This window comes from Mucilaginibacter dorajii (assembly GCF_024808255.1).
GTDB classification, from domain to species: Bacteria; Bacteroidota; Bacteroidia; order Sphingobacteriales; family Sphingobacteriaceae; genus Mucilaginibacter; species Mucilaginibacter dorajii.
The window spans coordinates 128,850-152,567 of the sequence record NZ_JANTYS010000002.1 but is presented as its reverse complement, the minus strand read 5'-3'; the positions used below and the strand labels follow the sequence as shown (position 1 = coordinate 152,567).

20 protein-coding genes are annotated in these 23,718 nt (G+C 43.4%); 14 read left to right on the top strand and 6 right to left on the bottom strand.

Annotation, left to right across the window (positions count from 1 at the left end; translation table 11 throughout):
- Nucleotides 1–25: 25 nt before the first annotated feature.
- Genes FHS10_RS02670 through FHS10_RS02655 form a run of 4 tightly spaced genes read left to right on the top strand, consistent with a single transcriptional unit; the run spans nucleotide 26 to nucleotide 3,310 of the window.
- Complete coding sequence (locus tag FHS10_RS02670) at nucleotides 26–1,000, top strand: cation diffusion facilitator family transporter (protein WP_259087408.1); 975 nt, start codon at nucleotides 26–28, stop codon at nucleotides 998–1,000.
- Nucleotides 1,001–1,441: an NUDIX domain-containing protein gene (locus FHS10_RS02665; RefSeq protein WP_259087406.1), complete on the top strand. Its 441-nt coding sequence runs from the start codon at nucleotides 1,001–1,003 to the stop codon at nucleotides 1,439–1,441. It abuts the gene before it with no gap.
- Nucleotides 1,438–2,703, top strand: coding sequence for an adenosylmethionine--8-amino-7-oxononanoate transaminase (gene bioA, locus FHS10_RS02660; RefSeq protein WP_259087404.1), 1,266 nt, complete (start codon nucleotides 1,438–1,440; stop codon nucleotides 2,701–2,703). The genes FHS10_RS02665 and bioA overlap by 4 nt, the downstream gene beginning before the upstream one ends.
- 1 nt (nucleotide 2,704) lies before the next feature.
- Nucleotides 2,705–3,310 (top strand): hypothetical protein, encoded by a 606-nt coding sequence (locus tag FHS10_RS02655; RefSeq protein ID WP_259087403.1) that lies wholly within the window; start codon nucleotides 2,705–2,707, stop codon nucleotides 3,308–3,310.
- Nucleotides 3,311–3,718: 408 nt separating this feature from the next.
- Here FHS10_RS02655 and FHS10_RS02650 read toward each other — a convergent pair whose 3' ends face one another.
- From FHS10_RS02650 to FHS10_RS02630, 5 genes are all read right to left on the bottom strand, one after another.
- Complete coding sequence (locus FHS10_RS02650; RefSeq protein WP_259087401.1) at nucleotides 3,719–5,509, bottom strand: LTA synthase family protein; 1,791 nt, start codon at nucleotides 5,507–5,509, stop codon at nucleotides 3,719–3,721.
- Between the two features lie 159 nt (nucleotides 5,510–5,668).
- Entirely contained in the window at nucleotides 5,669–6,316 is a 648-nt protein-coding gene (locus FHS10_RS02645) for a DUF4412 domain-containing protein (protein WP_259087399.1), read from the bottom strand.
- A 74-nt stretch (nucleotides 6,317–6,390) separates the two neighbouring features.
- Nucleotides 6,391–8,493: a ComEC/Rec2 family competence protein gene (locus tag FHS10_RS02640; protein WP_259087397.1), complete on the bottom strand. Its 2,103-nt coding sequence runs from the start codon at nucleotides 8,491–8,493 to the stop codon at nucleotides 6,391–6,393.
- Nucleotides 8,494–8,816: 323 nt separating this feature from the next.
- Nucleotides 8,817–9,152: a MerR family transcriptional regulator gene (locus tag FHS10_RS02635; RefSeq protein WP_259087395.1), complete on the bottom strand. Its 336-nt coding sequence runs from the start codon at nucleotides 9,150–9,152 to the stop codon at nucleotides 8,817–8,819.
- A 226-nt stretch (nucleotides 9,153–9,378) separates the two neighbouring features.
- Nucleotides 9,379–9,819: a hypothetical protein gene (locus FHS10_RS02630; protein ID WP_259087393.1), complete on the bottom strand. Its 441-nt coding sequence runs from the start codon at nucleotides 9,817–9,819 to the stop codon at nucleotides 9,379–9,381.
- A 487-nt stretch (nucleotides 9,820–10,306) separates the two neighbouring features.
- Between FHS10_RS02630 and alaS the strand changes: the two genes are divergently transcribed.
- The 4 genes from alaS to FHS10_RS02610 all read left to right on the top strand — a co-directional run bounded on the left by alaS (nucleotide 10,307) and on the right by FHS10_RS02610 (nucleotide 14,348).
- Nucleotides 10,307–13,006, top strand: a complete 2,700-nt coding sequence (alaS, locus tag FHS10_RS02625; protein WP_259087392.1) for an alanine--tRNA ligase — start codon at nucleotides 10,307–10,309, stop codon at nucleotides 13,004–13,006.
- Between the two features lie 8 nt (nucleotides 13,007–13,014).
- Nucleotides 13,015–13,569 (top strand): ADP-ribosyltransferase domain-containing protein, encoded by a 555-nt coding sequence (locus FHS10_RS02620; RefSeq protein WP_259087390.1) that lies wholly within the window; start codon nucleotides 13,015–13,017, stop codon nucleotides 13,567–13,569.
- Entirely contained in the window at nucleotides 13,569–13,925 is a 357-nt protein-coding gene (locus tag FHS10_RS02615; RefSeq protein WP_259087389.1) for a hypothetical protein, read from the top strand. The genes FHS10_RS02620 and FHS10_RS02615 overlap by 1 nt, the downstream gene beginning before the upstream one ends.
- A gap of 132 nt (nucleotides 13,926–14,057) precedes the next feature.
- Entirely contained in the window at nucleotides 14,058–14,348 is a 291-nt protein-coding gene (locus FHS10_RS02610) for a hypothetical protein (protein WP_259087387.1), read from the top strand.
- A gap of 431 nt (nucleotides 14,349–14,779) precedes the next feature.
- On the opposite strand, the gene FHS10_RS02605 is transcribed toward FHS10_RS02610, so the two are convergent.
- Nucleotides 14,780–14,983, bottom strand: coding sequence for a hypothetical protein (locus FHS10_RS02605; protein WP_259087385.1), 204 nt, complete (start codon nucleotides 14,981–14,983; stop codon nucleotides 14,780–14,782).
- A 513-nt stretch (nucleotides 14,984–15,496) separates the two neighbouring features.
- On the opposite strand from FHS10_RS02605, the gene gatB reads away from it, so the two are divergent.
- The 6 genes from gatB to FHS10_RS02575 all read left to right on the top strand — a co-directional run bounded on the left by gatB (nucleotide 15,497) and on the right by FHS10_RS02575 (nucleotide 23,717).
- Complete coding sequence (gene gatB / locus FHS10_RS02600) at nucleotides 15,497–16,966, top strand: Asp-tRNA(Asn)/Glu-tRNA(Gln) amidotransferase subunit GatB (RefSeq protein WP_259087382.1); 1,470 nt, start codon at nucleotides 15,497–15,499, stop codon at nucleotides 16,964–16,966.
- Between the two features lies 1 nt (nucleotide 16,967).
- Nucleotides 16,968–18,119: an AhpC/TSA family protein gene (locus FHS10_RS02595; protein WP_259087381.1), complete on the top strand. Its 1,152-nt coding sequence runs from the start codon at nucleotides 16,968–16,970 to the stop codon at nucleotides 18,117–18,119.
- 106 nt (nucleotides 18,120–18,225) lie between these two features.
- Entirely contained in the window at nucleotides 18,226–18,915 is a 690-nt protein-coding gene (locus FHS10_RS02590; protein WP_259087379.1) for a response regulator transcription factor, read from the top strand.
- A gap of 314 nt (nucleotides 18,916–19,229) precedes the next feature.
- On the top strand, nucleotides 19,230–19,601 hold the full coding sequence (locus FHS10_RS02585) for a hypothetical protein (RefSeq protein WP_259087377.1): 372 nt from the start codon (nucleotides 19,230–19,232) through the stop codon (nucleotides 19,599–19,601).
- Between the two features lie 326 nt (nucleotides 19,602–19,927).
- Nucleotides 19,928–22,264 (top strand): TonB-dependent receptor, encoded by a 2,337-nt coding sequence (locus FHS10_RS02580; protein ID WP_259087375.1) that lies wholly within the window; start codon nucleotides 19,928–19,930, stop codon nucleotides 22,262–22,264.
- Complete coding sequence (locus FHS10_RS02575) at nucleotides 22,191–23,717, top strand: PepSY-associated transmembrane domain-containing protein (protein ID WP_259087373.1); 1,527 nt, start codon at nucleotides 22,191–22,193, stop codon at nucleotides 23,715–23,717. Before FHS10_RS02580 ends, FHS10_RS02575 begins: the two co-directional genes overlap by 74 nt.
- Nucleotide 23,718 lies beyond the last annotated feature (1 nt).

The following is a 23,718-nucleotide window of genomic DNA, read 5'->3' as shown; positions in this document are numbered from 1 at the left end:
AATTTGCGGCCTAATCCAGATTGCTTTGAAGGAACAAAAAAGGATCATATTAATTTCGCTGATAACGGGGATAGTGCTGATGATGGCGAAGTTTGGGGCTTACTTCCTAACCGCATCCAATTTTGTATTGAGTGACGCCGCCGAAAGCATTGTAAACGTAATAGCCAGTTCCTTCGCCTTTTTCAGTATTTACCTGGCATCGCAGCCTCGCGACGAGAATCACCCTTATGGACATGGGAAAATTGAATTTTTTTCGGTTTTTATTGAAGGTTCGCTTATTGGTATTGCCGGTTTAATCATCATCGGGAAATCAATATACGGTCTTATCCATCCCGAAAATATTCATGACCTGCTTACCGGTGCTGTTATTATAGGCGCAACCGGCGCTATCAATGGCGCGTTGGGTTACTACATGATTCATAAAGGTAAAGTACTGCGGTCTATTACCCTTGATGCCGATGGTCACCATTTAATTGCCGACATGGTAACCAGCATTGGTTTGGTGGCCGGCTTGCTGCTCATCCGTTTTATAGGTGTAATTTGGCTTGATAGTGCTTTATCAATACTGGTGGGCTTCTATTTGGTTTATAGCAGTTATAAATTGGTACGCCGCTCTGTAGCGGGCCTTATGGACGAAGCCGATGTCGAGGTGGTTAATGAAGTGATCAAAGTTTTAGGCGAGCAACGCCGCGAGGCCTGGATTGATGTGCATAACCTGCGGGCTCAAAAATATGGTCATGAATTACACATTGATTGCCATTTAACGCTGCCAAACTATTTCGATTTAAATAAGGTACACGCCGAGGTGTCATTGGTTGATAAAATGATCAATGAAAATGTAGGCGTAAGCACGGAGCTTTTTATACACGCCGACCCATGTTTGCCCGATTGCTGCCACTACTGCAGCATGCCCAATTGCCCCATCAGGAGCGAGGCGCAAACGGAAACCATAGTGTGGACTATGGAAAACGTAGTACGCAACAAAAAACACTTTGAATAAATGGAATATTTTAATGTAAGGGTTTACGGTTTGCTGTTAAATGATAACGACGAGTTGCTGATAAGCGATGAGCAGGAATACGGCATGCGGTTTACCAAATTTCCCGGTGGCGGCCTTGAATTAGGCGAAGGCCTTATTGATGGCCTTAAGCGTGAGTTTATGGAGGAGTGCAATGTTGAAATTGAAGTGGTAAGCCATTTTTACACTACCGATTTTGTAGTTAAGTCGGCCTTTAACAATTCGCAGATTATTAGTGTTTATTACCTGGTGCGCAACATTACACCGGTTAACTTAACCATAAAAACCATCCCTTTTGATTTTGATGGCGAAGGGGAAATACTCCAGGCTTTCAGGTGGGTACCAATGACCACTTTAAGTATAGCTGATTTTGAGTTCCCTACTGATAAACGTGTTGTTGAACTATTATTAAACGAATTATGAGTTTACAGGAACGCGATTTAAAAGTAATATGGCATCCCTATACCCAAATGAAAACCGCCGCGCCGCCTATCCCTATTGTAAGGGGCGAAGGCGCGTTATTGTTTGACGAAGCAGGCAAACAATATATTGACGCGGTATCAAGCTGGTGGGTAAATATTCACGGCCACGCGCATCCCTACATTGCCAAAAAAGTAGCTGAACAGCTTACCAAACTGGAGCACGTGATCTTCGCAGGATTTACCCATGAGGGCGCAGTTGAATTAGCAGAGCGTTTATTAACGCACCTGCCCGATAATCAGCAAAAGGTATTTTACTCCGATAACGGATCTACAGCGATTGAGGTGGCCATTAAAATGTGCCTGCAATACTGGCTCAATAAAGGCAACCAGCGTACCAAAATACTGGCATTCAGCAACGCTTACCATGGCGATACCTTTGGCGCTATGGCCGTAAGCGGCCGCAGCGCGTTTACCAAAGCTTTTGATAGTTTACTATTTGAAGTTGAATTTATTGACACACCCACCAGGGATAATATAGAAAGTCTCAAATCTCAAATCTCAAATCTCAAATCTGACTTAGCTTGTTTTGTTTTTGAGCCATTGGTACAGGGATCTGCCGGAATGCTGATGTATGAAGCCGAATACCTGGATGAGCTGATGGCGCATTGCAAGCAGGAAGGCGTGCTGATGATAGATGATGAGATATTTACGGGCTTTGGGCGTACCGGTAAGGAGTTTGCCTGTAACTATCTGCAGGTACAACCGGATATCATGTGTTTTTCAAAAGGCTTAACAGGTGGTACTATGGCCTTGGGTGTTACCACCTGTACCCAGGAAATATATGATGCTTTTTTATCTGACGATAAGCTAAAAACGCTGTTTCATGGTCACTCGTTTACCGCTAACCCAATCGCTTGTGCATCGGCATTGGCCAGCCTTGATTTGTTTGAGCAGGCAGAAACAGCGGCCAATATTGAACGTATTGTTGCTTTGCATGCTCAGTTTGCCCAAAAGATAAAATATCACCCTAAAATAAAAACCATCAGGCAAACCGGTACTATTTTGGCCATGGAATGGGAAACGGGTGATAATACCTCTTATTTCAGTTCGCTGCGCGATAAGTTGTACCATTACTTTTTGGCGGAAGGTATTATTTTACGGCCCCTGGGTAACGTAATTTACATTTTACCTCCGTATTGCATTACAAACGATGAACTGGCTTATGTTTACAGCAAAATAGAACAGGCCTTACAAGAAATTTAACATGCTATTAAATACACTTTTACCCCGCATAATTGCCGATAACGAATTACACTCACGCTGGTTAAATACACTATCGCTGATGGAAAATACCGGTGCCCGCAAAATTTCGGCCTGCGAAGATCCGCAAACGGTAACCTACATCATTCTGAAGCACGCTGCCGAAGAGCATCGCCATGCCTTCTACCTTAAAAAACAACTGGAAAAAACAGGGGTAGAACTGCCAACCTATGCCGCCGAATACCTGCTGGCCCCTGGTTCAAGCAAGTATTATTTAAACCAGCTGGATATTGATGTTTGCCGTTACCTTAAAACAGAACTAAACCTAAGCGGTGCCGAACTGCGTTTTGCCGCCTACCTGTTAGTTACGTACTCCATTGAAGTGCGTGCCGATGAGTTGTACCCGATATATCAATCGGCTTTAGATGAAGCGGGCAGTAAAGTAAACGTAAAATCAATTATCCTGGAAGAGGAAGGTCACCTGGAAGAAATGCTGAACCAGCTCCACAAATTCTCGCCCGATTGGGAAAAGCACGCTAATAAAGCTGTTGAGTTTGAAACCAGGCTGTTTGGTATGTGGGTAGAACAGTTGGGGGAGACGCTGAATTGATGTGCAGATATGCAGATTTCAAGTGTGCAGATTTTTCTGTCTAAACCCGAATTCATCGAATTAAGAGAATTTCTTGAATTTAAATTTTGTTAATTCTTTAACTCTGGCAAGTAAAATCAATAAATTCCAGCTATAAATAACGCACGAAGGAGGCACCTACGGAGCCAGGAACAATGTCGATGTTTTACTATAAACACGTGACTCCGCTGGAGTCAGTATATCTTAAAAAAACACAAGACTATTCGAAAACCTATAGTAGGACTGATGCAAATGTTCAACACTCCGTAGGAGTATCGTGTTTATAGCTGTAACCGGGCTTTCTATTTGGCTCCGTAGGCGCCTCCAGTCTGCCATTTTAAAGCCCTTTACTGAAATTAAAAATCATCAACGCAATCAAACTATCAACCGTCAATAGCTCATATAATCCGTAAACACCTGCTGCAAAAAAGCCTTTCCATACAACAGCGTATTATCGGTGGTTTTAACGTCCGCACTTTTGTTAGAAGTATAAATAATGCGCTGGCCTGAGTTATCATAGCTTACGGTTTGCTGCGGTGTCATGAAGCAAAAGCCGTTGTCCCAGTTAAAAAAAGCGAAGTCTTTGCTGTTGGGATCAAGCAGGTTTTTTGACCATTTGAATTGATTGTGGGGGATACCTAATTGTGCCAGCAGGGTGGCGGCGATATCTGTTTGTCCACCTAATTTGCTGATCTTTTTGCCACGGTATTCCGGTTTGATCACATCGCCTAAAAACAACAGCGGTATGTGGTATTTTTTGGGATTGTAGGCTTCAGATATGTTATGGGGCAGGCGGTGCCCATGATCGGCCACTAAAATAAACAAGGTGTTTTTGTACCAGTCCTGTTTTTTGGCCTGCTCAAAGTAGGCGTTAAGGCAGGAGTCTGTAAAGTAGGCTGTGCTCCTGAATTTGTTGCTGGCATCGCCGGCTTCATCGTCTTCGGGGAAATGCCCTTTTACAGGCAGTACAAAGGGCTCGTGATTGGTTGATGTTTGCATGTACGAGAAAAACGGCTGCTTCTGCTGCTGCATACCTTGTATTTGGCGGGCAAAAAGTACATCATCAAATACGCCCCACTGGGTTTTGATCTGACTTTTATCAAAGGCGGCTTCATCTGTGATCTGCTCAACCTGGTGGCTTTTCATAAACACATCAAAGTGCATGTAATTGCTTTTGCCGCCATAAAAATAGGAGGTTTGGTAACCCGCGTTTTTAAGCGAGGTGGCAATGGCGGGCAGTTTTTTCTGTTTCAGGGTATCGGCAATGATGGTACGTATCGCTTGTGCAGGGAAGCCGCTCATGATAGATATGATGCCCTTATCCGTTCTATCGGCAGATGAATAAATGTTGTTGAACAGGATGCCGTTTTTGATAAATTTTTCAAAGTTGGGTGCTACACCCTCATCACCGCCAAGGGAATGGATCAGTTCGGCGGTGTAGCTTTCTATTTGTATGATTACCACGTTGGGCCTGTCGGTGGTGAGTATTTTTAAGCTGCTGTCGGGTTTGGTATTGTAGGTCTCCTGGACTAACTGCGACGCGCTCGCCGGCTCCATAAACAGGAAGGGGTTATAAGGGCGACGGAAATTCTCCACGATGTTATTAAACAGGTTCCATTCGGTATTCAGGGCCGACTGGTTCAAAAACTCATGGTCTGAAAAGTAAGCCGAGTTTTGGCTCACCGGATCGGGCTGTAAACCGCCACGCATCAGCACAAAATTAAAAAACAGCAATAGCAGTACGGTGACAGCCTTAACACGTGGGTTAACAACCGGCTTTTTAAAATCGTAATTGATGATCCAGTTGGAGAGTACCACCCCCAGGGCTATTAGTATCAAAACAATAATAACACACCTGGTAACCGGCGATGAGCCGCTGGAGGCCATGGCTTCTGAAGGGGCATCGTACAAGGATTTAAAAACCCGGTATACCACTTTAGTGCCCCATTCACGAAAGATGTTAAAGTTAAGACCAGTATCTACGGAGATCAGCAGCAGGCAAAAACAAACGTATATTTTAAGCCAGATGGGTTTGATATGTAATTTGGGAAACCACCAGCCAATAGCAAATACCAACAGGGGCAGGGCGCAGATGTAGGCCGTTGCAGAAGCATCCAGCCGCAGGCCGTAGTAAAAGGTTTGAATAATTTCACCTATGCCGGCAACCTTTAGTTTGGGCAAAAAATATAATTCAAATGTTAACCTGGTTATTGCAAAAAACAACATCCAGAACAAAAAGAATCTGAGTAAACTGAAAAGGTTTCTTAACATAAGGGGTGGTAAAAATAATACTTTAACCCCAATGTTAAGAAACCTTTATTGAATTGTTAATGAAGGGGCTTATCTGCCGCCGCCGCGCATAGCCTTCAAATCATCCATGGTGATCTTTTCAAAATCAGATGGGATGCCGAAGGTGCCCGCAGGTACTTTTTGCTCGGTTACAGCTTTAACAGTAACCTCGGTTGACTGGCCTTGTGCAAATGAAGTGTACTGTACCGGGAAACCGCCAATACCCTGGTAGTATTTAGCTATACCAGCCAAAGGGATCTCAATATCATTGGTTACCCAGATATCGTAAGTTTTTTTGGTTTTGGTATCAGTAGCAACTACTTTTTTGCAGTTAAAGCCATTGATCACTTTAGTTTCAGTGCCTGGCGCAAACGTAAGTGTTGGCAAAGCCGCTGTTGCCTGGTCAATATCATCCGGACTTGCAACTGCTGCTTTTTTAATGTTGGCAACAGGTACATCAACCAAAATAACCATTGATGTAGCGGCCGCGTTAGTTAAAATTTTGATATTGGCCGGTCCGTTCGAAAAAGCAAAGGCATTTGAATCGGCCCTGAAATAGCTTTTCGCGTTTATTTGCTGACCCATCATGCTGGTAGTAAAATCTACAACGCCTTCGCTATACTTTTTTTGTGCGCTCGCGCTTAGTGTGGTTGCAGTAAGGGCTAAACCCAGGGCAACATTGAATAATTTAATGCTCATAGTTTTAATTTGTTATACCAAATTACTTGTTTTTTAATTTACAGACAAGTTTATTGGTTGTTAGTTTAATGTTGCTAATTAGATACTCTTGTAAGGGAAATGTTACGTTTTAATATTTTATAATTTATACGCATGCCCTGGGCTTCGGCCTCAAACCTCGCTATGGTTTGCCTGCTGTTGCTGCCGTCAATTACAAGCGTTTGATAGTCATAGCTTTTATTAATAACCTGCAGGCTTGTATGCGGGTTACCGGTAATATAAAGATAGTCGGTTTTTATGATGTTGGGTAGCGGCTGGTTCTGTAATTGCTTATCAAATATAACTATCCTTTTATCAAAAAACTGTATTAAAGCACCTTGTTTTTTCAAAAAAGGTAAGGCGATATTTTGATTTGGATCGATGTGTTTTACCTGCGATACTTGCGTACTATCCAGGTATGGCTGTACCGAGTAGCTGTAATTGCGATCGGTATCGGCAAGATTGGTTAATACTACAGCGGTACTGCCGTTTTTGAATACGATGCCGGTGTTTTTACGCAGGTTTAAAAAGGTAATGGCGCTGTTGGCTCCCTGCCGGTATCTTTTCAGGCTGATGCTGGTGCAGAGCAAAAGCAAACTCGTCATAAACAGATAAATGAGCCATTTCTTTTTATCGTATAAAAAGTAAAACAGGGCAATGATGATCACATAAAGCAACAGGTATTCAGGCATGCTAAGCCAGATTTTATTGATACCTGCAAACGGCGCATGTTCAATAAAGGCCAGTGCCCGGTTCATGAAGAGGATAGTTTGCTCCAATACCCAGGCCAGCATGGTTGACAGCATCGGCACCCATGAAAGTGCCAGGTAGGCTATGCCGCTGTACATAATAATAGCTGTAGGAATAATGATAAGCAGGTTACTCAGCAAAAAGTAAACCGGGAACTGGTGAAAATACCAGGCACTTAAAGGAAAAGTAATTACCTGCGCCGCTATAGATACCGAGCAGGCTGCCCAAAGTTTATCGGCCCATTTGTTTTTAAATTGCAGCCATTTATAAACTACGGGCTGCAAAATGATTAACCCTGCAACGGCGAGGTAGGAGAGTTGAAAGCCTACATCGGTGATGAAAAACGGGTTATACAGCAACAGTAAAAACGCCGAAAGCGCCAGCAGGTTAAGCATATTGATGTGCCGGGCGTAGGTTTTGCCGATGATAACCATACTGATCATCGCCGCCGCCCGGCAAACCGCCGGCGAAAAGCCACTGAGTATGGCATAATACCAAATAAGCGTAATAATGATTGCCGCTTTAATAACCCTGCCGTATTTATAACGGTTTAAAAAGCCCAGCATCCATTGCAGCAACACGTAAATAATAGCCACATGCGCGCCCGAAACAGACAATACATGAATGGTGCCCGTTTTAGAATAGGCCTGTAAAATATCGTTACTTAAATCGGCCTTATAACCCAAAATAAGGGTTGATGCTACCGCGATGGCACCGGGATCATGCATGTGTTGTTTAAACCTAACGACCATTTGCTGCCTTAACCGCAGGGAAAAAGCGATGAACGGGTTGTCGCTATCATGCCGTAAAACCCTATACATGCCCGGATATAAAAAAGCCTGGTAATGGATGTTCTGGTGTGCCAGGTATTTTTTGTAATTAAACTCGCCGGGATTAAACGGAGGATCTATTGCATCATATTTAGCCGGGATGAGCAACTCATCGCCATATTGAAGAACAAAGGCCGCGCTATCTTTAATAGTAACCAGCAGGTTGCCGCTAACGGAAGTGGGCTGTTTGTTGTTAACGTTTTGCCGAACTGATGCTGTAAATCTGATCAATCCGTTTTTTAGCTGTGGCTCGTTATTGATGGTTACCGTAAGGTATTGCGCCTGCGATTTGGAAAAATGATAGGGTTGGTTAAGCTCGTTATAATTGATGGCGATGATAATACCGGCTGTAAACAGCGTAAAGGTCATGAGCAACCCGCCCAGCCAGCGTTTTTTGTAGATGCCCAAGCGCTGGTAGGTAAAGTTGAGTATGATAAAGGTGATAGCAAACGCCCCGAAAACGCCCCAAAGCAAAGGAAGGTACGCGGCAGCAATAAAGCCGATACCTACAGAGATCCCCAGCAAAAAGGGAAGCAGCAATACAACAAAAGGGATCTCGCCTTTATGGTTCGCGATCATTTATTTTGATAGAAAGCAATAAAGATATGTTTTAGGCGGATACCTACAACCAGGAAAATCGCTTTTGAAATAAACTAAGAGCCGGGGTAAGTGCGATTCCTTCCTTGGGGCTACTGAGGAGATCCATCTTTAAGAACCGGATCGCTAAATAAAAACCTTGTCGAACGAACCGGTGGGGATTGTGCGCCGGAGGTGAGGAGAAATCTTATACGACAGGCCATGTTTGCTTCTCGCTTGTATAAGATTTCTCTTTCGCACCCCGCTTATGCCCCTCCTTCGCTCTATCGAAATGACATTTCTCTTTTTACAAAGATGTGTACACACTACAACTGATCGCGTACTTCTAACAGGAATTTTTTAATGTTTTCGAGCGAATCGATCACGCGCTGGTTTTCGCGGGTATCGGCCATATTGGTTTTAAGGTGGTCTTTAGCGCCATTAAGGGTGTAACCTTTATCGCGGATGAGGTGAAAAATGATCTTGAAATTTTCAATATCCTCGGGCGTAAAATAGCGGTTGCCTTTTTTATTCTTTTTAGGCTGTAGCACATCAAACTCTTTTTCATAAAAACGGATAAGCGATTGATTCACATCAAACATGGCCGATACCTCGCCCATAGTATAATACATCTTGCTTATTTCGCGGTCTTTATAAGGCATATGCAAAGATATCTTTTTGATTTCGGATTTGGGATTTTCGATTTCGGATTTTTTGTCTGAACCTGGATTTTTCACCTTTTAATTGATTTTTAAGGCGTTCAAGAAGGCCTCGCCGTTAAACGGATTTATCAGATTTACAGGATTTTGATTTGTACAGGTCAAAAATCCTGATAATCTCATAAATCCCGGTTCAGACAAAGCCTTCCGCCGGTTTTATCCTCTTAATCTAATCCACGTACTTAAACCTTTTTCCTCCATCCTGTATTTCAATGGTTTTTACGGTGTTTAATGGAATTGTTTTTTTAAATCCAAGAATGTGCGATTGCAAACCGGTAATAGAATCCCGTATTACATAAACGTGATCAAAGTAAAAAGTGGTTCTTTTGTTGTTAATATCCGTAAAGCGTATTTCTAATGCGGGGCTGTTTTTTAATAAAAACCATTTTCCATTCTTGTCTACACATCTTACCGAGTCGATAGGATAGATGCTGTAAGTTGACTTAGCACCGTAAGGATCCACTGCTGTAACTTTTCTTAATGGTGCCGATTTTTCTAAACTTGGTAACTGTTGTTTAAAACTATCAATAGGAATATAATAAGTTGTGCAGGAGGTTATTGATAATGTTAACGCCGTAATGATGATAAGAGGCAGGTATTTTAAGGTCATATTTTATTTTTGGCAAAAATAGGGAGTAATTCGGAACTTTTTGTCTGAACCGGGATTAAACAGATTCGTCGGAATTAACAAGATTTTGATCTTGAGCTTTGTTTGTGTGGTCACAGGGCTTTATTGGCGTTGTCACAGCGCTTTGTTGGTGTTGTCACCAACAAATTTCGGCATGTAAAAAGGCTTTGGTGCTTACGTAGCACTATCTTCCTCTCGACGATCTTTGGCTTGTTGGTGACAACACCAACAAGGGGCGATACTATCTTCTGCTCGACGATCCCTGGCTTGTTGGTGACAACACCAACAAGGGGCTAAATCCTGTCAATCCCTTAATCCTATAAATCCCGGTTCAGACAAAAAAAGCGATATGAAAACGCCCCCTCCCCAACTTTCAAACTTCCGGACTTTTCGGACTTCCCGACTTTCCCTCCAATTTTTCTAACTTTCCGACTTCCTGACTTTCCGACTAATAATTACATTTGCACCCATGACAGCTACTGAAATACGCCAGGCTTTTCTTGATTTTTTTGTTTCAAAGGGACATACCATCGTTCCTTCGGCACCAATTGTTATTAAAAACGACCCAACCCTGATGTTCACTAACGCGGGGATGAACCAGTTTAAAGATATATTTTTGGGCGAAGCACCTGCAAAAGCAACACGCGTGGCAGATACCCAACGCTGCTTGCGCGTAAGTGGTAAACATAACGACCTGGAAGAGGTGGGTATTGATACCTACCACCACACCATGTTTGAAATGCTGGGCAACTGGAGCTTTGGCGATTACTTTAAAAAAGAAGCCATTGCCTGGAGCTGGGAACTGTTAACCGAAGTTTACAAACTACCCAAAGACCGCCTGTACGTTACCTATTTTGAAGGCGACGAAAAGGACGGCCTTGAAAAAGATACCGAAACTTACAACCTGTGGAAACAGTATGTTGACGAAGCGCACATACTCCCCGGCAACAAAAAAGATAACTTTTGGGAAATGGGCGAAACCGGCCCCTGCGGACCGTGTTCGGAAATTCATTATGACAGTCGCCCGGATAGCGAGCGTGCCGAAGTTAGCGGTGCTACGCTGGTAAACGCCGATCACGACCAGGTGATAGAGATCTGGAACAACGTATTTATGCAGTTTAACCGCTTAAAGGGCGGCGCGTTACAGTCATTGCCTGCCAAACACGTGGATACAGGGATGGGCTTTGAGCGTTTGGTACGCGTGCTACAAGGCAAAACATCCAACTATGATACAGATGTTTTTCAGCCTTTAATTCAATTTATTGCTGAAAAAGCGAGAACACCATATCCCGCAATATGGGTAGAATCTAAAGATAAGGTTGAGGTTGACGAAGATAGTGACGTTGCAATGCGTGTGATTGCTGATCATATCCGCGCCATTAGTTTCGCTATAGCCGATGGACAATTACCTTCAAATAATAAAGCTGGATATGTCATACGTCGCATTTTGCGTAGGGCTGTAAGGTATCAATATCAATATTTAGGATTTAGAGATCCGTTTTTGAATACCTTAGTTCCAGTTTTAGCAGAACAATTTAAGGGGGTGTTTGATAATTTGTATAGTCAAAAAGACTTTGTGCAGAAGGTGATTTTAGAAGAGGAAACAGCTTTTTTAAGAACCCTTGGTAACGGGATTGCGAGATTTAATGAGCGTATAAAATTGCTTACTCATTTAGAAGCGGGGCAGAAGGCAACTGGCTTTTATGAGAGCTTTGAACCAAATAAAATAAATGGTGCTTTTGCATTTGAATTATCTGACACATATGGTTTTCCAATTGATTTAACCGAATTGATGGCGCGTGAGTTAGGTTTTTCTGTTGATATTGAAGGATATGAGCTTGCTCTGCAAGAACAAAAAACTCGCTCCCGTGCAGCCGGTACAATCGATACACAAGATTGGATCATCCTAAAAGACGATGAAACTTCCATCTTCACCGGCTACGATGAAACCGAAACTATTGCCCACGTGGTAAAATACCGCAAGGTAACGGCTAAAGGTAAAGAGCAATACCAGATTGTATTGGATAAAACACCTTTCTATGCCGAAAGCGGTGGCCAGGTAGGGGATAAGGGCGAATTGGTTTTCCCGGATGGCACCATCATTTTAGTTACTGATACTAAAAAAGAAAATGGACTAACCGTTCACTTTGTAGATAATCTGCCCGAAGATATTGAGGATGCTTTAACCGCCATCGTCGACCCTGCTTTGCGCGGTCAAACTAATGCCAACCACTCGGCCACGCACTTGCTGCATGCCGCTATGAAACAGGTATTGGGCACGCACGTAAATCAAAAAGGTTCGTTAGTTAACGACCAGTATTTAAGGTTCGATTTTTCGCACTTCGCCAAAGTTACTGATGAGGAGCTGGCGCAGATCGAGGCCATCGTAAACCAAAAAGTACGTCAAAATATCCCGCTTAAAGAAGAACGCAGCGTACTGTATGCCGAGGCCATCACCAGCGGTGTAACCGCCCTGTTTGGCGAAAAGTACGGCGAATACGTACGCGTGATCACTTTTGAGGATGAGTTTAGCAAGGAGCTTTGCGGTGGTACCCACGTACAGGCCACCGGGCAAATTGGTTTCTTCAAGATCATTGCCGAAAGCGCCGTAGCCGCAGGTGTCCGCCGGATTGAAGCCATCACCGGTGTTGCTGCCGAAGTTTATATCACCAACCAAAGCTTGCTGATAAACCAACTGAAAGACCTGCTTAAAAACCCTAAAGACCTGCCAAAAAGCGTTGAAAGCTTATTGGACGAAAATAATAAGCTTAAAAAAGAGATCGAGAAATCGATCCTGGAGAAATCATCAGGCTTGAAAAATGAACTGGCTCAAAAAGCGGAGGCTATCAACGGCATTAATTTTATTGCCCAAAAAGTAGCCCTGCCCAACGCTGAAGCCATCAAAAACCTGGCCTATCAGCTAAAAGATATCGTATCAGACCTGTTCCTGGTTTTGGTTGCCGATCTTGACGGTAAACCGAGCATCACGGTAATGATTGCCGAAAACCTGGTAAAAGAAAAAGGCCTGCATGCCGGCAACATCGTTAAAGAATTAGCCAAAGAAGTAAAAGGCGGCGGCGGCGGTCAGCCATTTTTCGCAACCGCTGGTGGTAGTGATGTGAGTGGTTTGGATAATGTGTTGGTAAAAGCGAAGAGTTTTGTAGGGTAGATTTTGAAATGAAAAAACTGGATGAGTATGTTCATCAATATTGTTCAAGAGAATTAATTGAGGTACAGAAAAAATTAGTTAATACTGACTTATTACGCCTTGAAGAGCATGCTTTAATCTATAGATATACAGAAGATGCTTATGAGACATTGAATGAACAATTAAGATTGAGCGGTGGACAGAACTCTTCAGACTTTGGTAAGTTTTTGAATAAGACTTTAGCGAAGTTGCCCGACTATGAAGATATCGTATATAGGGCTGTTAACTTAACTGCATTTGAATTGCAAAAATATTTAGATGCTTATTCTAATAATACTATCTTAGTGGAACACGCATTTATTTCGGCAAGTAAGTCAAAAGCTATAGCCTATCAGTTTGGAAATAGTTGTCAGTTCAGAATATTTAGTCGTAATGGAAAAGATATAGAGGCTTTTGCAAAATATGGATTGTATCATCCGCAGAATGAGAAAGAAGTGCTGTTTAAGCCAAATAGCAGGTTTATCATATTGGAAGTAACAAAACAGGGCGATAAAACGTTAATAACATTAGAAGAAGTTAGGTAATGATTACGTTTGAAAATATAGAGCAGATCAATGTTATTGAGGAAAGCGATTTGAGCAAAATCAGCTTGATTTTGTTTGAGTCTTTGTCTTTAAAAAGGAGCTATAAAAACGAATCTGTAGTTAATTATAGTGAATACGTTTTAGATGCGATTGCAGATCTTTTCAAAAAAATGCTTATTCAGGATAAAACAATGACTAAGGAATCCAAGCTAAACGTCATCAATTTGTTGGATAAGCTTAAAACTCAAAAAGAAAATTTAGAGTTGATTAGATCGGATGTTGGCGTATCTGATATAAAACAAGCATCAAAGAGGTTGTCAAAAAAATCTCAGTCTGCTTTTGAAGCAAAATTATAGATTTCTTATCTGGCACAGGTATGTAGCTTCAGTTAAGTACCAGTGACTGCTTCCACCTCCCCAACTTTAATTATATATAAACGAATAACATTGGCCCGCTCTTGGCCGCGGGTTGGCCAAGTCCTTTTTGTCTTGAAACAAAAAGAACCAAAAGACCGAGCAAAGCGAGATAATGAACACCAAAAAAATAAATTACTGGTGAATAATTCAAGTCAGCAGAAATGCTTCTTTGCGCTCAAGGCCTTTGCCCTGCAAAACGGCCAAAACCTGGGCTGGGATTATTTTGCCCTCACCCGCCAGGTCCCTGCCGCAAAAACCCCCTATGTCCTGCCACCGCACTGCCCCGCATCGTTTTGCCCGTTTTCGCCCGAAGCTGCTCTGCTGACACTTTGGGGAAGGCGAGAGCATTTTATTTTCAACTAACCAAACCACACAATTTTGTCATTGCGAGCACAGCGCGGCAATCCCGTAGCCATTGCATATCGAATTTGCTTATCCGCTCTGTATAGCAACGAGATTGCTTCGTGCTTACACATGATGTACTTAACATTTGAGTGAACGCTGGTCACGACTCACCCGGTCGACGCTTTGCTGGACCTGCCCTCTCTCCCGCAAGCGGCAAAGAGGGCTTAAAGTAAAGTTCTCCCGCCCTCTATGCGGCTTCAGCCGGAAAGAGGGGCAGACGGGCGGAGCCTCGTCGGGGTGAGTCGTCTGCGCCCGGTTTACGTCATGCCCATCTTCACGGCCCGCGGATTTTAAAATTCACAATGACATCGTTTGACAAATCAAAATCCTGTTAATCTGATAAATCTGTTTAATCCAGGTTCAGACAAAAAAATCAGCGTAATCAAAAATCAACGGCCACAACCCGCGTTAGGGATAGCAGTGGATACCGGCCAATGAGCGTAATGCCTGCAGGCGTATGAACGGATAGCCCGGGCCGCAGGCAACGCCCTTATTGGAGTAAAGATTTTGGGATTAAGGAGCAAGGACAGAAAAAGATGAATATTGCTAAACCATTTTAGCGCTTGATCCGGCACCATGATCTTATCAACCATGATCTATGAACTATTGACCATGAACCAACTCTCCTCCCCAAAAGAAAACAATGGTACACCGTAGGTTATTTAAAGGTGCTTCAAAAGGCATCTGAAAAGTACCCAAAAGGTGCTCAAAGGTGCATTGAAGGTGCTGCGTAAGTATGATTTTGTTTTATTATATAGCTGATAATCAATATTTTAATTTTTAGCATTATACGTAAATTCAGTATAAACCAAGCACAAAATAATCCTTAACTACCGAAACAAAATTGCCGGCGAATTTTCTTTTTAGTATATTTGTGTAGTTGGCTTACCGGGGTTTATTTAATTGGCTCATTATCTCATCGGAGGTATAGCTAAGCATCACTTTTTTCGGGGTAGGCAGGTACTGGTTGGCCAAATCTTAGGCTGCTGACGCGGTCTTCAAAACAAACTTTTCCGCTTGCTTAAAAACCAATTTCTACCCCATACTGTATTAACTTTTATATATTTGACCTTACAAGCGGCAAATTATAGCCGGATTTTATTTTTATGACAGTTCTCACAAACGGGATAGGTGAAAAGTACCAATTGGTTGTAGGCCTTGAGGTACATGCCCAGCTATCTACTTTAAGTAAGGTATTCTCGGCAGACTCAGCTGCTTTTGGTGCCGAACCTAACCAGCATGTTAGCGCAATTTCGTTGGGACATCCCGGCACGTTGCCTTTTTTAAATAAAAAAGCGGTTGAATATGCCGTAAAAATGGGCCTGGCCTGTAATTGCAGCATTAACCTTAACAATCATTTTGCCCGTAAAAATTATTTCTACGCCGATTTGCCTAAAGGCTACCAGATTACGCAGGATCACGCGCCTATTTGTCTTGGCGGCCACGTACCGGTAAAACTGGCCGATGGTACAACAAAAAATATTGCCATTCACCACATTCACATGGAAGAGGATGCAGGCAAAAGCATGCACGACCAGCACCACGCCGATTCATTAATAGATTTGAACCGTGCCGGTGTACCCCTGTTAGAGATTGTTACCCAGCCCGAAATGCACAGCGCCGAAGAGGCCGGTCAGTTTTTGACCGAGACGCGCAAGATTCTCCGTTACCTGGATATTTGTGATGGTAATATGGAAGAAGGCAGCATGCGTTGCGATGCTAATATTTCGATAAGACTGAAAGGCGCTACCACCTTTGGCAACCGCTGCGAGGTTAAAAACTTAAACTCTATCCGTAACGTACAGCGTGCCATTGAGCACGAGTTTGCCCGCCAGGTAGAGATTGTTGAAGCCGGCGGCCACATAGATCAAAACACACTGAACTTTAATGCCGATACCGGCGAAACATCGGTACTGCGCTCCAAAGAAATGGCAAACGATTACCGCTATTTCCCCGAGCCGGATTTGATGCCGCTGATGCTTACCGAGCAATATGTAAACGATATTAAAAAAGGCTTACCGGTATTACCTGCCCAGCTTTACTATAAATATGTGAACGAACTGGGTCTTTCGGCCTATGATGCATCGGTTATTACTGCCGATAGGGACGTTGCCCACTATTTTGACGAACTGGTAAAAGCTACAGACCACTATAAGGCAGCCGCTAACTGGCTGATGGGGGCGGTAAAATCATATCTTAATGATCATAACCAAAGCATTGGTAACTTTGCTGTTACCCCGGCCAACCTTGCCGCTCTCATTAAACTAATTGACGCAGGGGTGATAAATAATTCTGTAGCTTCGCACAAGCTATTCCCGGCTATGGTGAAGGAGCCCGGCAAAAAAGCCGAAGACTTAGCCAAAGAGCTTAACCTGTTAATCAGCGCGGATAATGACGATGTGAGCCAGTTTATAAAGGCGGCCATTGCCAAATTCCCCGATAAGGTGAAGGAATACCAGAAGGGTAAAAAAGGCGTTTTAGGCCTGTTTATGGGCGAGATCATGAAAACCTCCAAAGGGAAAATAGATCCGCAGAAAACAAACCAGTTATTGATCAAGGAATTAGAATCAAAGTAGAATGAAATTAAAGAATCTGGCAGTTTACAGTGTACTGCTTTTAAGCGTGTTTTTGTATTCATGCAAAGATGGCTCGCAATTTACCATTAACGGTACCATTAAAAATCCCGGCAGCATCAAGCTGGTTTACTTAATTGAGGCCGATAGTACCCAGATAAAAGTTGTTGACTCCACCACGCTAAGCGAAAACGGTAAATTTCAGTTTAAACATGTTGCACCATACGCCAACCTGTATAAATTACGCGTTGGCAGTACAGGCGGAGCCGATCAGTCTGCAGCGGCCAACAACGTTTACGACCTGATAGCTAAGAACGGCGATGATATTGATTTTGAAACCGATAACAACGACGTTAGCCATAGCTATATCATTAAGGGATCTGATGATTCTGAAAAGATCAAGGAGTTTAACAAGATCAGCAATTTTTATGGCGCAAAAAACACCAAACTGGTTGCCGAATACCAGGATAAATCACAAAAACTGGGCAAACAATCAGATTCACTGCTGAAAGTTTACATGCCTGTTTTCCAGAAAAACCTGGCCGACTACGGTGCTGCGGTTTTAAAATTTGTTAATGATAACAAAACCTCGTTGGCAGGCTTTTATGCAGCTACCTCATTAGATGTTTACAAATTTGAACCACAATTAGTGGCTTATGCCGATGATATTAAAGGAAACTTTCCGGGTAATCCTGGTGTGCAAACCTTTGTTAAGCAGATGGAAAAGATCAAGCCGGTATCTATTGGTCACAAGGCACCGGATTTTACGACAATCGGTATAGACGGTAAACAGGTAAGCCTGGCCGATTATAAAGGCAAATATGTAATGGTTGACTTTTGGGCATCATGGTGTGCGCCTTGCCGCCAGGAAAACCCAAACGTGGTTAAACAATATGCCGCTTTCCATTCAAAAGGATTTAATATTTTAGGGATTTCTTTAGATAAGGATAAGGCAGCATGGCAAAAAGCCATCAATGATGATAAACTGGAATGGGCTCACGGATCTGACCTGAACAGCTTTGAAGGGCCTACGGAAAGGCTTTATAACATCGAGGCTATCCCATCAAATTTTATCATTGATCCGGCCGGAAACATTGTTGCTAAGAACATAACGGGTGCCGATTTGGAAGCCTTTTTAACCAAAACGTTCAAATAGGTTCAATAAATCGTTAACATAAGGTAACCTTTAACAATTTGTTAATATTGTGGTAACTTTAAGCTTTTGTTAAGTGTATACTTTTATACAAAAAAATTAACGCATCATGAGCAGCTCTCCGAAACAGAAAATTCTTATTGTTGATGATGAACCGGATATTTTAGAGTTGATTGAATACAACCTTAAAAAAGAAGGCTACCAGGTGTTTTTGGCCCGCAACGGTCAGGAAGCCGTAGCTGAAGCCAAGAAATCACTACCTGATCTTATTGTACTTGACATTATGATGCCTAAAATGGACGGCATCGAGGCCTGTCGTATTATGCGCACCATGCCCGAGTTTAAAAATACCTTTATGGTGTTTTTAACTGCCCGCAGCGAAGAATACTCAGAAATAGCCGGCTTTAACGTTGGTGCCGATGATTATATAGCTAAACCTATTAAGCCACGTGCCCTGGTAAGCCGTATAAACGCCATTTTACGCCGCAATGCCCCTGCCGAGGAAGCACCTGACAACAAACTGGAAATTGGTGACCTGGTTATTGACCGCGAAGCCTACCTGGTTTACCAAAAAGGCGTTAAGGTTGTATTAGCCAAAAAAGAATTTGAATTGCTTTACCTGCTGGCTTCAAAACCAGGCAAGGTATACACCCGCGAGGTGATCCTGAAAAACATTTGGGAGGACTCTGTAGTGGTAACCAACCGTACCATCGATGTACACATCCGCAAACTACGCGAAAAGCTTGGCGACGATGTTGTAGCTACCGTTAAAGGTGTTGGTTATAAGTTTGAGGGCTAAGCCCCCCAGCCCCCTAAAGGGGGAGCTTTTTGATTAGGATATTTGAATCCCGGTTTTCTTTGGAAACCGGGATTTTGTTTGTGACATATTTATAAAATTTGTCATTTCGATAGAGCGAAGGCGGGGCTTGAGTGGGGTGCGAAAGAGAAATCTTATACAAGCGACGAGCGAATGGAGTCGCTTGTATAAGATTTCTCCTCACCTCCGGCGCGTAACCCCCTCGCTGGTTCGTTCGAAATGACAATTTTTTAATTGATCTGCAAAAACAAAATACAATTGCTTCTTAACCCCGCAGAGGTTACCTTTGCGTTATTATGCTGCAACGTGTAACAGCCTATTTATTGATCTTTTCGCTGGTATCAGTTAACTTTTCGCGTTTTTTTGTATACGCGGGATTTGAACTGAACCGGAATTACATTGTTACCAAGCTTTGCGAAAACCGGGATAAACCGGCAGTGCATTGCGATGGTAAATGTTATTTCGCGAAAAAGGTAAAACAGGCTGATGACAAGCAGGCCAGCGACGAAAGGCAGTCGCAAAAGAGCCTCTTTCAGGAAGTGTTTTTGATCAGTTCAACTGATATTCAATTCCACACCAGCCTGTTGCAAGTAATTTCAACCCCTTATGATAACAGCCTGCCGCCCACCCCGGCCGCTGTGATCTTCCAGCCTCCTCAATTAGGATAATATCCCTGTTTTATTTTTCCCGGAAAAACCAGATGTGCAGATTTTAGATTTCAGATGTGCAGATGATGAATTGATTTGAAAATTTGAGAATTTGAAGATTTGAAAATGCGCTAAGCCTTTTATGATTCTGCTAATTCTTAAATTCTGTAAATTCTGATTCAGGCAACTATGTCATTGCGAGGAACGAAGCAATCGCGAGCTGTGCAGGGGCGCTCTGTATGCTACGAGATTGCCGCGCTGCGCTCGCAATGACATAGCAGGAATATCCGGGAAAACCCAATTCACCAATATTATCCACCGGGATTTATATCCCGAAAGCATTTTACATGAAAAAACTTTTTAGTCTAACTATATTTTTAATACTCTTTTTAATCCGGGCCTACAGCCAAACCAATGTAATAGTAACCGATGCCAATACTCACGAGGCTATCAGCGGTGCTATGATCGCTAATGCCGTTAATAATGCTAAATTAGGTACTACCAATGCCAATGGCAGGTATACCATCGCTCAACAAAATATCAGTAAGATAAAGGTGAGCATGGTTGGCTATACTACACAAACAGTTAACATCAATGGTGTAAAGGCCGATGTGACTTTAACGCCATCAACGTTGGATCTGCAGCCTGTGGTGGTAACCGCCAGCAGGGAAGGGCAGGCCCGGCAGGATGCACCGATTGCCATTAGCAAGATCAACTCTACCCAAATTAAGGATACCAAGGCTACCGCGCTTTACCAGTTGTTGAATAAAGTAGCTGGTGTGTATATGGTCGACTTAGGGAACGAGCAGCATACCATGGCTATCCGCCAGCCTATTACCTACAACGCGCTGTATCTGTATATGGAAGATGGTTTGCCTATTCGCCCTACGGGGATCTTCAATCATAATTCCTTGTACGAGATCAACATGTCGGGTGTGAAGGATATCGAGGTAATTAAAGGTCCGGCTTCTTCGCTTTATGGTAGTAACTCTATCGGCGGAGCGATAAACTTCATTACCCAGGGACCGCCATCGGGCTATGCTGGCAACGTATCTGTACAGGGCGATAATAACCATTACCGTCGCGTTGATGCCGACGGCGGTTTTACCCAGGGCAAATTTGGCCTGTACGTTGGCGGCTACATTGCCCGTCAGCGTGATGGCTGGCAGGACTATTCTGACTTTGATAAGTACTCGGCCAATTTTAAAACCACTTATGATTTTAATGCCAATACACGTTTAACCACATCGGCAGCGTACAACAACCTAAACACCCAAACGCCGGGCAGTTTAGATAGCGCCCGCTTTTATAGCCGCAGTTATGGGGCCAATCAGCGTTTTACTTACCGCAAGGTAGAATCATTCAGGGCAAGCACCCGTTTAGATCATAAATGGGATGATAATAACGTCACCTTTGTAACCCTGTTTTTCAGGCATAACTCCACCGCGCAATTGCCAAGCTATTATATATCAGATGTGAGGGACAATGCCGGCAATTACCTGAGCAGCAACGGGCAGGTGAACGATCAGCGGTTTCAAAGCTATGGTTTGCTGGCCCAGCACCGGGTTAATTTTAATTTCCTCAGTTCAAGGCTGATAGGTGGGGTTTATGTAGATGATAGTCCCAGTTCATATTATGCCCAATACCTTGATATTGATAAAGATGTGCAGAACAATTATTACGCTGGCTTTACCAATACAGGTAAATACATTGATGACTACCGCATTAAACTCTTTAATACTGCTGCCTACGCTCAGTACGAGCTTAAACCAACCGAAGCCCTGCGCATAGTTGGTGGTTTACGGTACGATAGGGTGCATTACGATTTTACCAATGGCTTACCGGCCGGCCAAACCAAGTACAAGCAACAGGAAACCAACAATTTCAATATCGTAGCACCCAAACTGGGTTTAACTTATGATTTGGGCAACAACAAAGGTTTTTACGCCAACTACAGTGTAGGCTTCCAGCCACCAGAAACCGGCGACCTGTACAGCGCAAGGCAGCTTGCCCCTTTAAAACAGGCCACGTTTGATAATTACGAGATAGGCGGATGGTTTACCGCATTTGACAAAAAACTTCGTTTTGAGGTAAGTATATACGATTTAGAGGGCCATAATGAGATCATTAACCAGCTACTGCCCGATAATACCACGCAAAACCAAAACGCGGGCGCTACCCGTCACCGTGGGGTGGAGTATGCCTTAACCCTGGCCCCGGTACAGGAGCTAAGCTTTAGGTTTAGTGGTACCAATGCCAGGCACACCTATGTAAATTACAGCGAAGTGGTTGCCAATTACAGCAATGGTACCAACACCGTTATCAATTACGATGGTAAACGCATGAACAACGCCCCCGCCTGGATAGCCAACTCCGAGCTTACCTACAAGCCCCTGTACCTGCCGGGCTTCAGGATAGCGGGCGAGTGGCAGCACATTAACCAGTACTACACCAACCCGGCCAATACCAAAACCTACAGCGGGTATAATATTTATAACCTGCGTTTGGGTTACAACGCATTGGGCAGCACTTTAAAAGGCATGGGCATTTGGTTTAATGTGTTAAATTTAACCAATAAACTGTATGCCACTACGGTAACCAGCAACCAGTATGGCGATACGTATAACGCCGCAGCGCCGCGTACCTATAGCCTGGGAATCAGTTATTCATTTTCAAAATATTGATCAAATGGCATCATCGGCATTAAAAAGTAACTTTTATAAATGGCACCGCGTACTGGGCTTAATATCCCTGGTACCGGTAATATTTTGGACGCTGAGCGGGCTTTCGCATCCGTTCATGTCAAACTGGTTCAGGCCGTCTATAGCGCAGGAGGTATTTAAACCTCTTGCGCAAAGTAAAATGAAACCGGCCCTGAGCATTCAGCAGGTATTGGATAGCAACCACGTTACAGCCATCAGGAATTTTAACCTGCTGAACTTTAAGAAGGGCACATTTTACCAGGTGTTAGGTGCGGATAGCACGTACAAATACTATTCGGCAACCAACGCGACTTTGCTGCCCCATGGCGATACCGATTATGCCGAATACCTGGCCCGTTATTTTACGCAGGATGGCACGTCGGCATTAAAAAGTATCACCCTGCAAACGGGTTTCGATGGGCAGTATCAGCCTATTAACCACCTGCTGCCGGTTTGGAAGGTAAGTTTCAATAGAGCCGATGGGATGGACATTTACATTGAAACCGGCCAAAGCCGTATGGGCACTTTTAATAACAATACCCGCAAGGCTTTCCTGTGGCTGTTTGAGCAGTTCCATATCTGGCAGTTTTTAGCCGATATTGGTGGCGATACTTTCCGCAATGTGGTATTGGTTGTCATCATGACTATGATGCTGTTCGCGCTCATCAGTGGCTTAACGGTTTATGGGCTGATGTGGAAGAAGTTTAAGGCCATCAAACAAAATCGTAAAGCTAAATGCACCGAAGATAAGCGTTTTGTACACCGCTTTCACCGGCAGATAGGGCTGATCGTATCTTTTGTGATGCTCACCTTTGTGATCAGCGGCTTATTTCACCTGGCGGTAAAGCTGCATAATGACGAACCTGCGAAAGCTGATTATGGACAGGTAATTAAGCGTAGTGATCTGACTATCTCCAACCTCGCGCTGCCTGTTACTGATAGCCTGATCCGCAAAATAGGAGTTGTCAGCTTTAATGGCAACACATTTTACCAGGTTACCGACGATAAAAAACAGATCACTTACATCAACACCAAAACCGGCAAAGAACAAACCAATGCAGATGAGGACTACGCCCGCTTTTTGAGCACTTATTACCATCCACGCTTAGAGGTCAACAAGTTTTACGGCAGGGTTAAGGTAGACCAGATCCGCCAGTTTGATAATGAATATGGGTTTATTAACAAACGCCTGCCTGTTGAACGTGTTGGCTATCCCAACGGCGATAATTGGTACATTGAAACCACCACATCTAAACTGGCTACCAAGGTGGCAGCTATCGATAGGGCCGAAGGCTTATCCTTCATTTTCCTGCATAAATATTTCGGCATGAGTTGGGCCGGGAAAAACATCCGGGATTTGGTGAGTATGCTGGCCGCATTAGGTGTGCTGGTGGTATCTTTATTTGGATTTGCATCCTTTATAAAAAATAAATAAA

What these genes read in the sequence shown, in the direction of transcription:
- FHS10_RS02590 (WP_259087379.1), top strand. Translation starts at nt 18,226, where the DNA reads ATGAGCAGCTCTCCGAAACAGAAAATTCTTATTGTTGATGATGAACCG.
- FHS10_RS02605 (WP_259087385.1), bottom strand. Translation starts at nt 14,983, where the DNA reads ATGGTTGATAAGATCATGGTGCCGGATCAAGCGCTAAAATGGTTTAGC.
- FHS10_RS02645 (WP_259087399.1), bottom strand. Translation starts at nt 6,316, where the DNA reads ATGAGCATTAAATTATTCAATGTTGCCCTGGGTTTAGCCCTTACTGCA.
- alaS (WP_259087392.1), top strand. Translation starts at nt 10,307, where the DNA reads ATGACAGCTACTGAAATACGCCAGGCTTTTCTTGATTTTTTTGTTTCA.
- FHS10_RS02595 (WP_259087381.1), top strand. Translation starts at nt 16,968, where the DNA reads ATGAAATTAAAGAATCTGGCAGTTTACAGTGTACTGCTTTTAAGCGTG.
- FHS10_RS02585 (WP_259087377.1), top strand. Translation starts at nt 19,230, where the DNA reads ATGCTGCAACGTGTAACAGCCTATTTATTGATCTTTTCGCTGGTATCA.
- FHS10_RS02640 (WP_259087397.1), bottom strand. Translation starts at nt 8,493, where the DNA reads ATGATCGCGAACCATAAAGGCGAGATCCCTTTTGTTGTATTGCTGCTT.
- FHS10_RS02635 (WP_259087395.1), bottom strand. Translation starts at nt 9,152, where the DNA reads ATGCCTTATAAAGACCGCGAAATAAGCAAGATGTATTATACTATGGGC.
- gatB (WP_259087382.1), top strand. Translation starts at nt 15,497, where the DNA reads ATGACAGTTCTCACAAACGGGATAGGTGAAAAGTACCAATTGGTTGTA.
- FHS10_RS02665 (WP_259087406.1), top strand. Translation starts at nt 1,001, where the DNA reads ATGGAATATTTTAATGTAAGGGTTTACGGTTTGCTGTTAAATGATAAC.
- FHS10_RS02575 (WP_259087373.1), top strand. Translation starts at nt 22,191, where the DNA reads ATGGCGATACGTATAACGCCGCAGCGCCGCGTACCTATAGCCTGGGAA.
- bioA (WP_259087404.1), top strand. Translation starts at nt 1,438, where the DNA reads ATGAGTTTACAGGAACGCGATTTAAAAGTAATATGGCATCCCTATACC.
- FHS10_RS02615 (WP_259087389.1), top strand. Translation starts at nt 13,569, where the DNA reads ATGATTACGTTTGAAAATATAGAGCAGATCAATGTTATTGAGGAAAGC.
- FHS10_RS02630 (WP_259087393.1), bottom strand. Translation starts at nt 9,819, where the DNA reads ATGACCTTAAAATACCTGCCTCTTATCATCATTACGGCGTTAACATTA.
- FHS10_RS02655 (WP_259087403.1), top strand. Translation starts at nt 2,705, where the DNA reads ATGCTATTAAATACACTTTTACCCCGCATAATTGCCGATAACGAATTA.
- FHS10_RS02620 (WP_259087390.1), top strand. Translation starts at nt 13,015, where the DNA reads ATGAAAAAACTGGATGAGTATGTTCATCAATATTGTTCAAGAGAATTA.
- FHS10_RS02580 (WP_259087375.1), top strand. Translation starts at nt 19,928, where the DNA reads ATGAAAAAACTTTTTAGTCTAACTATATTTTTAATACTCTTTTTAATC.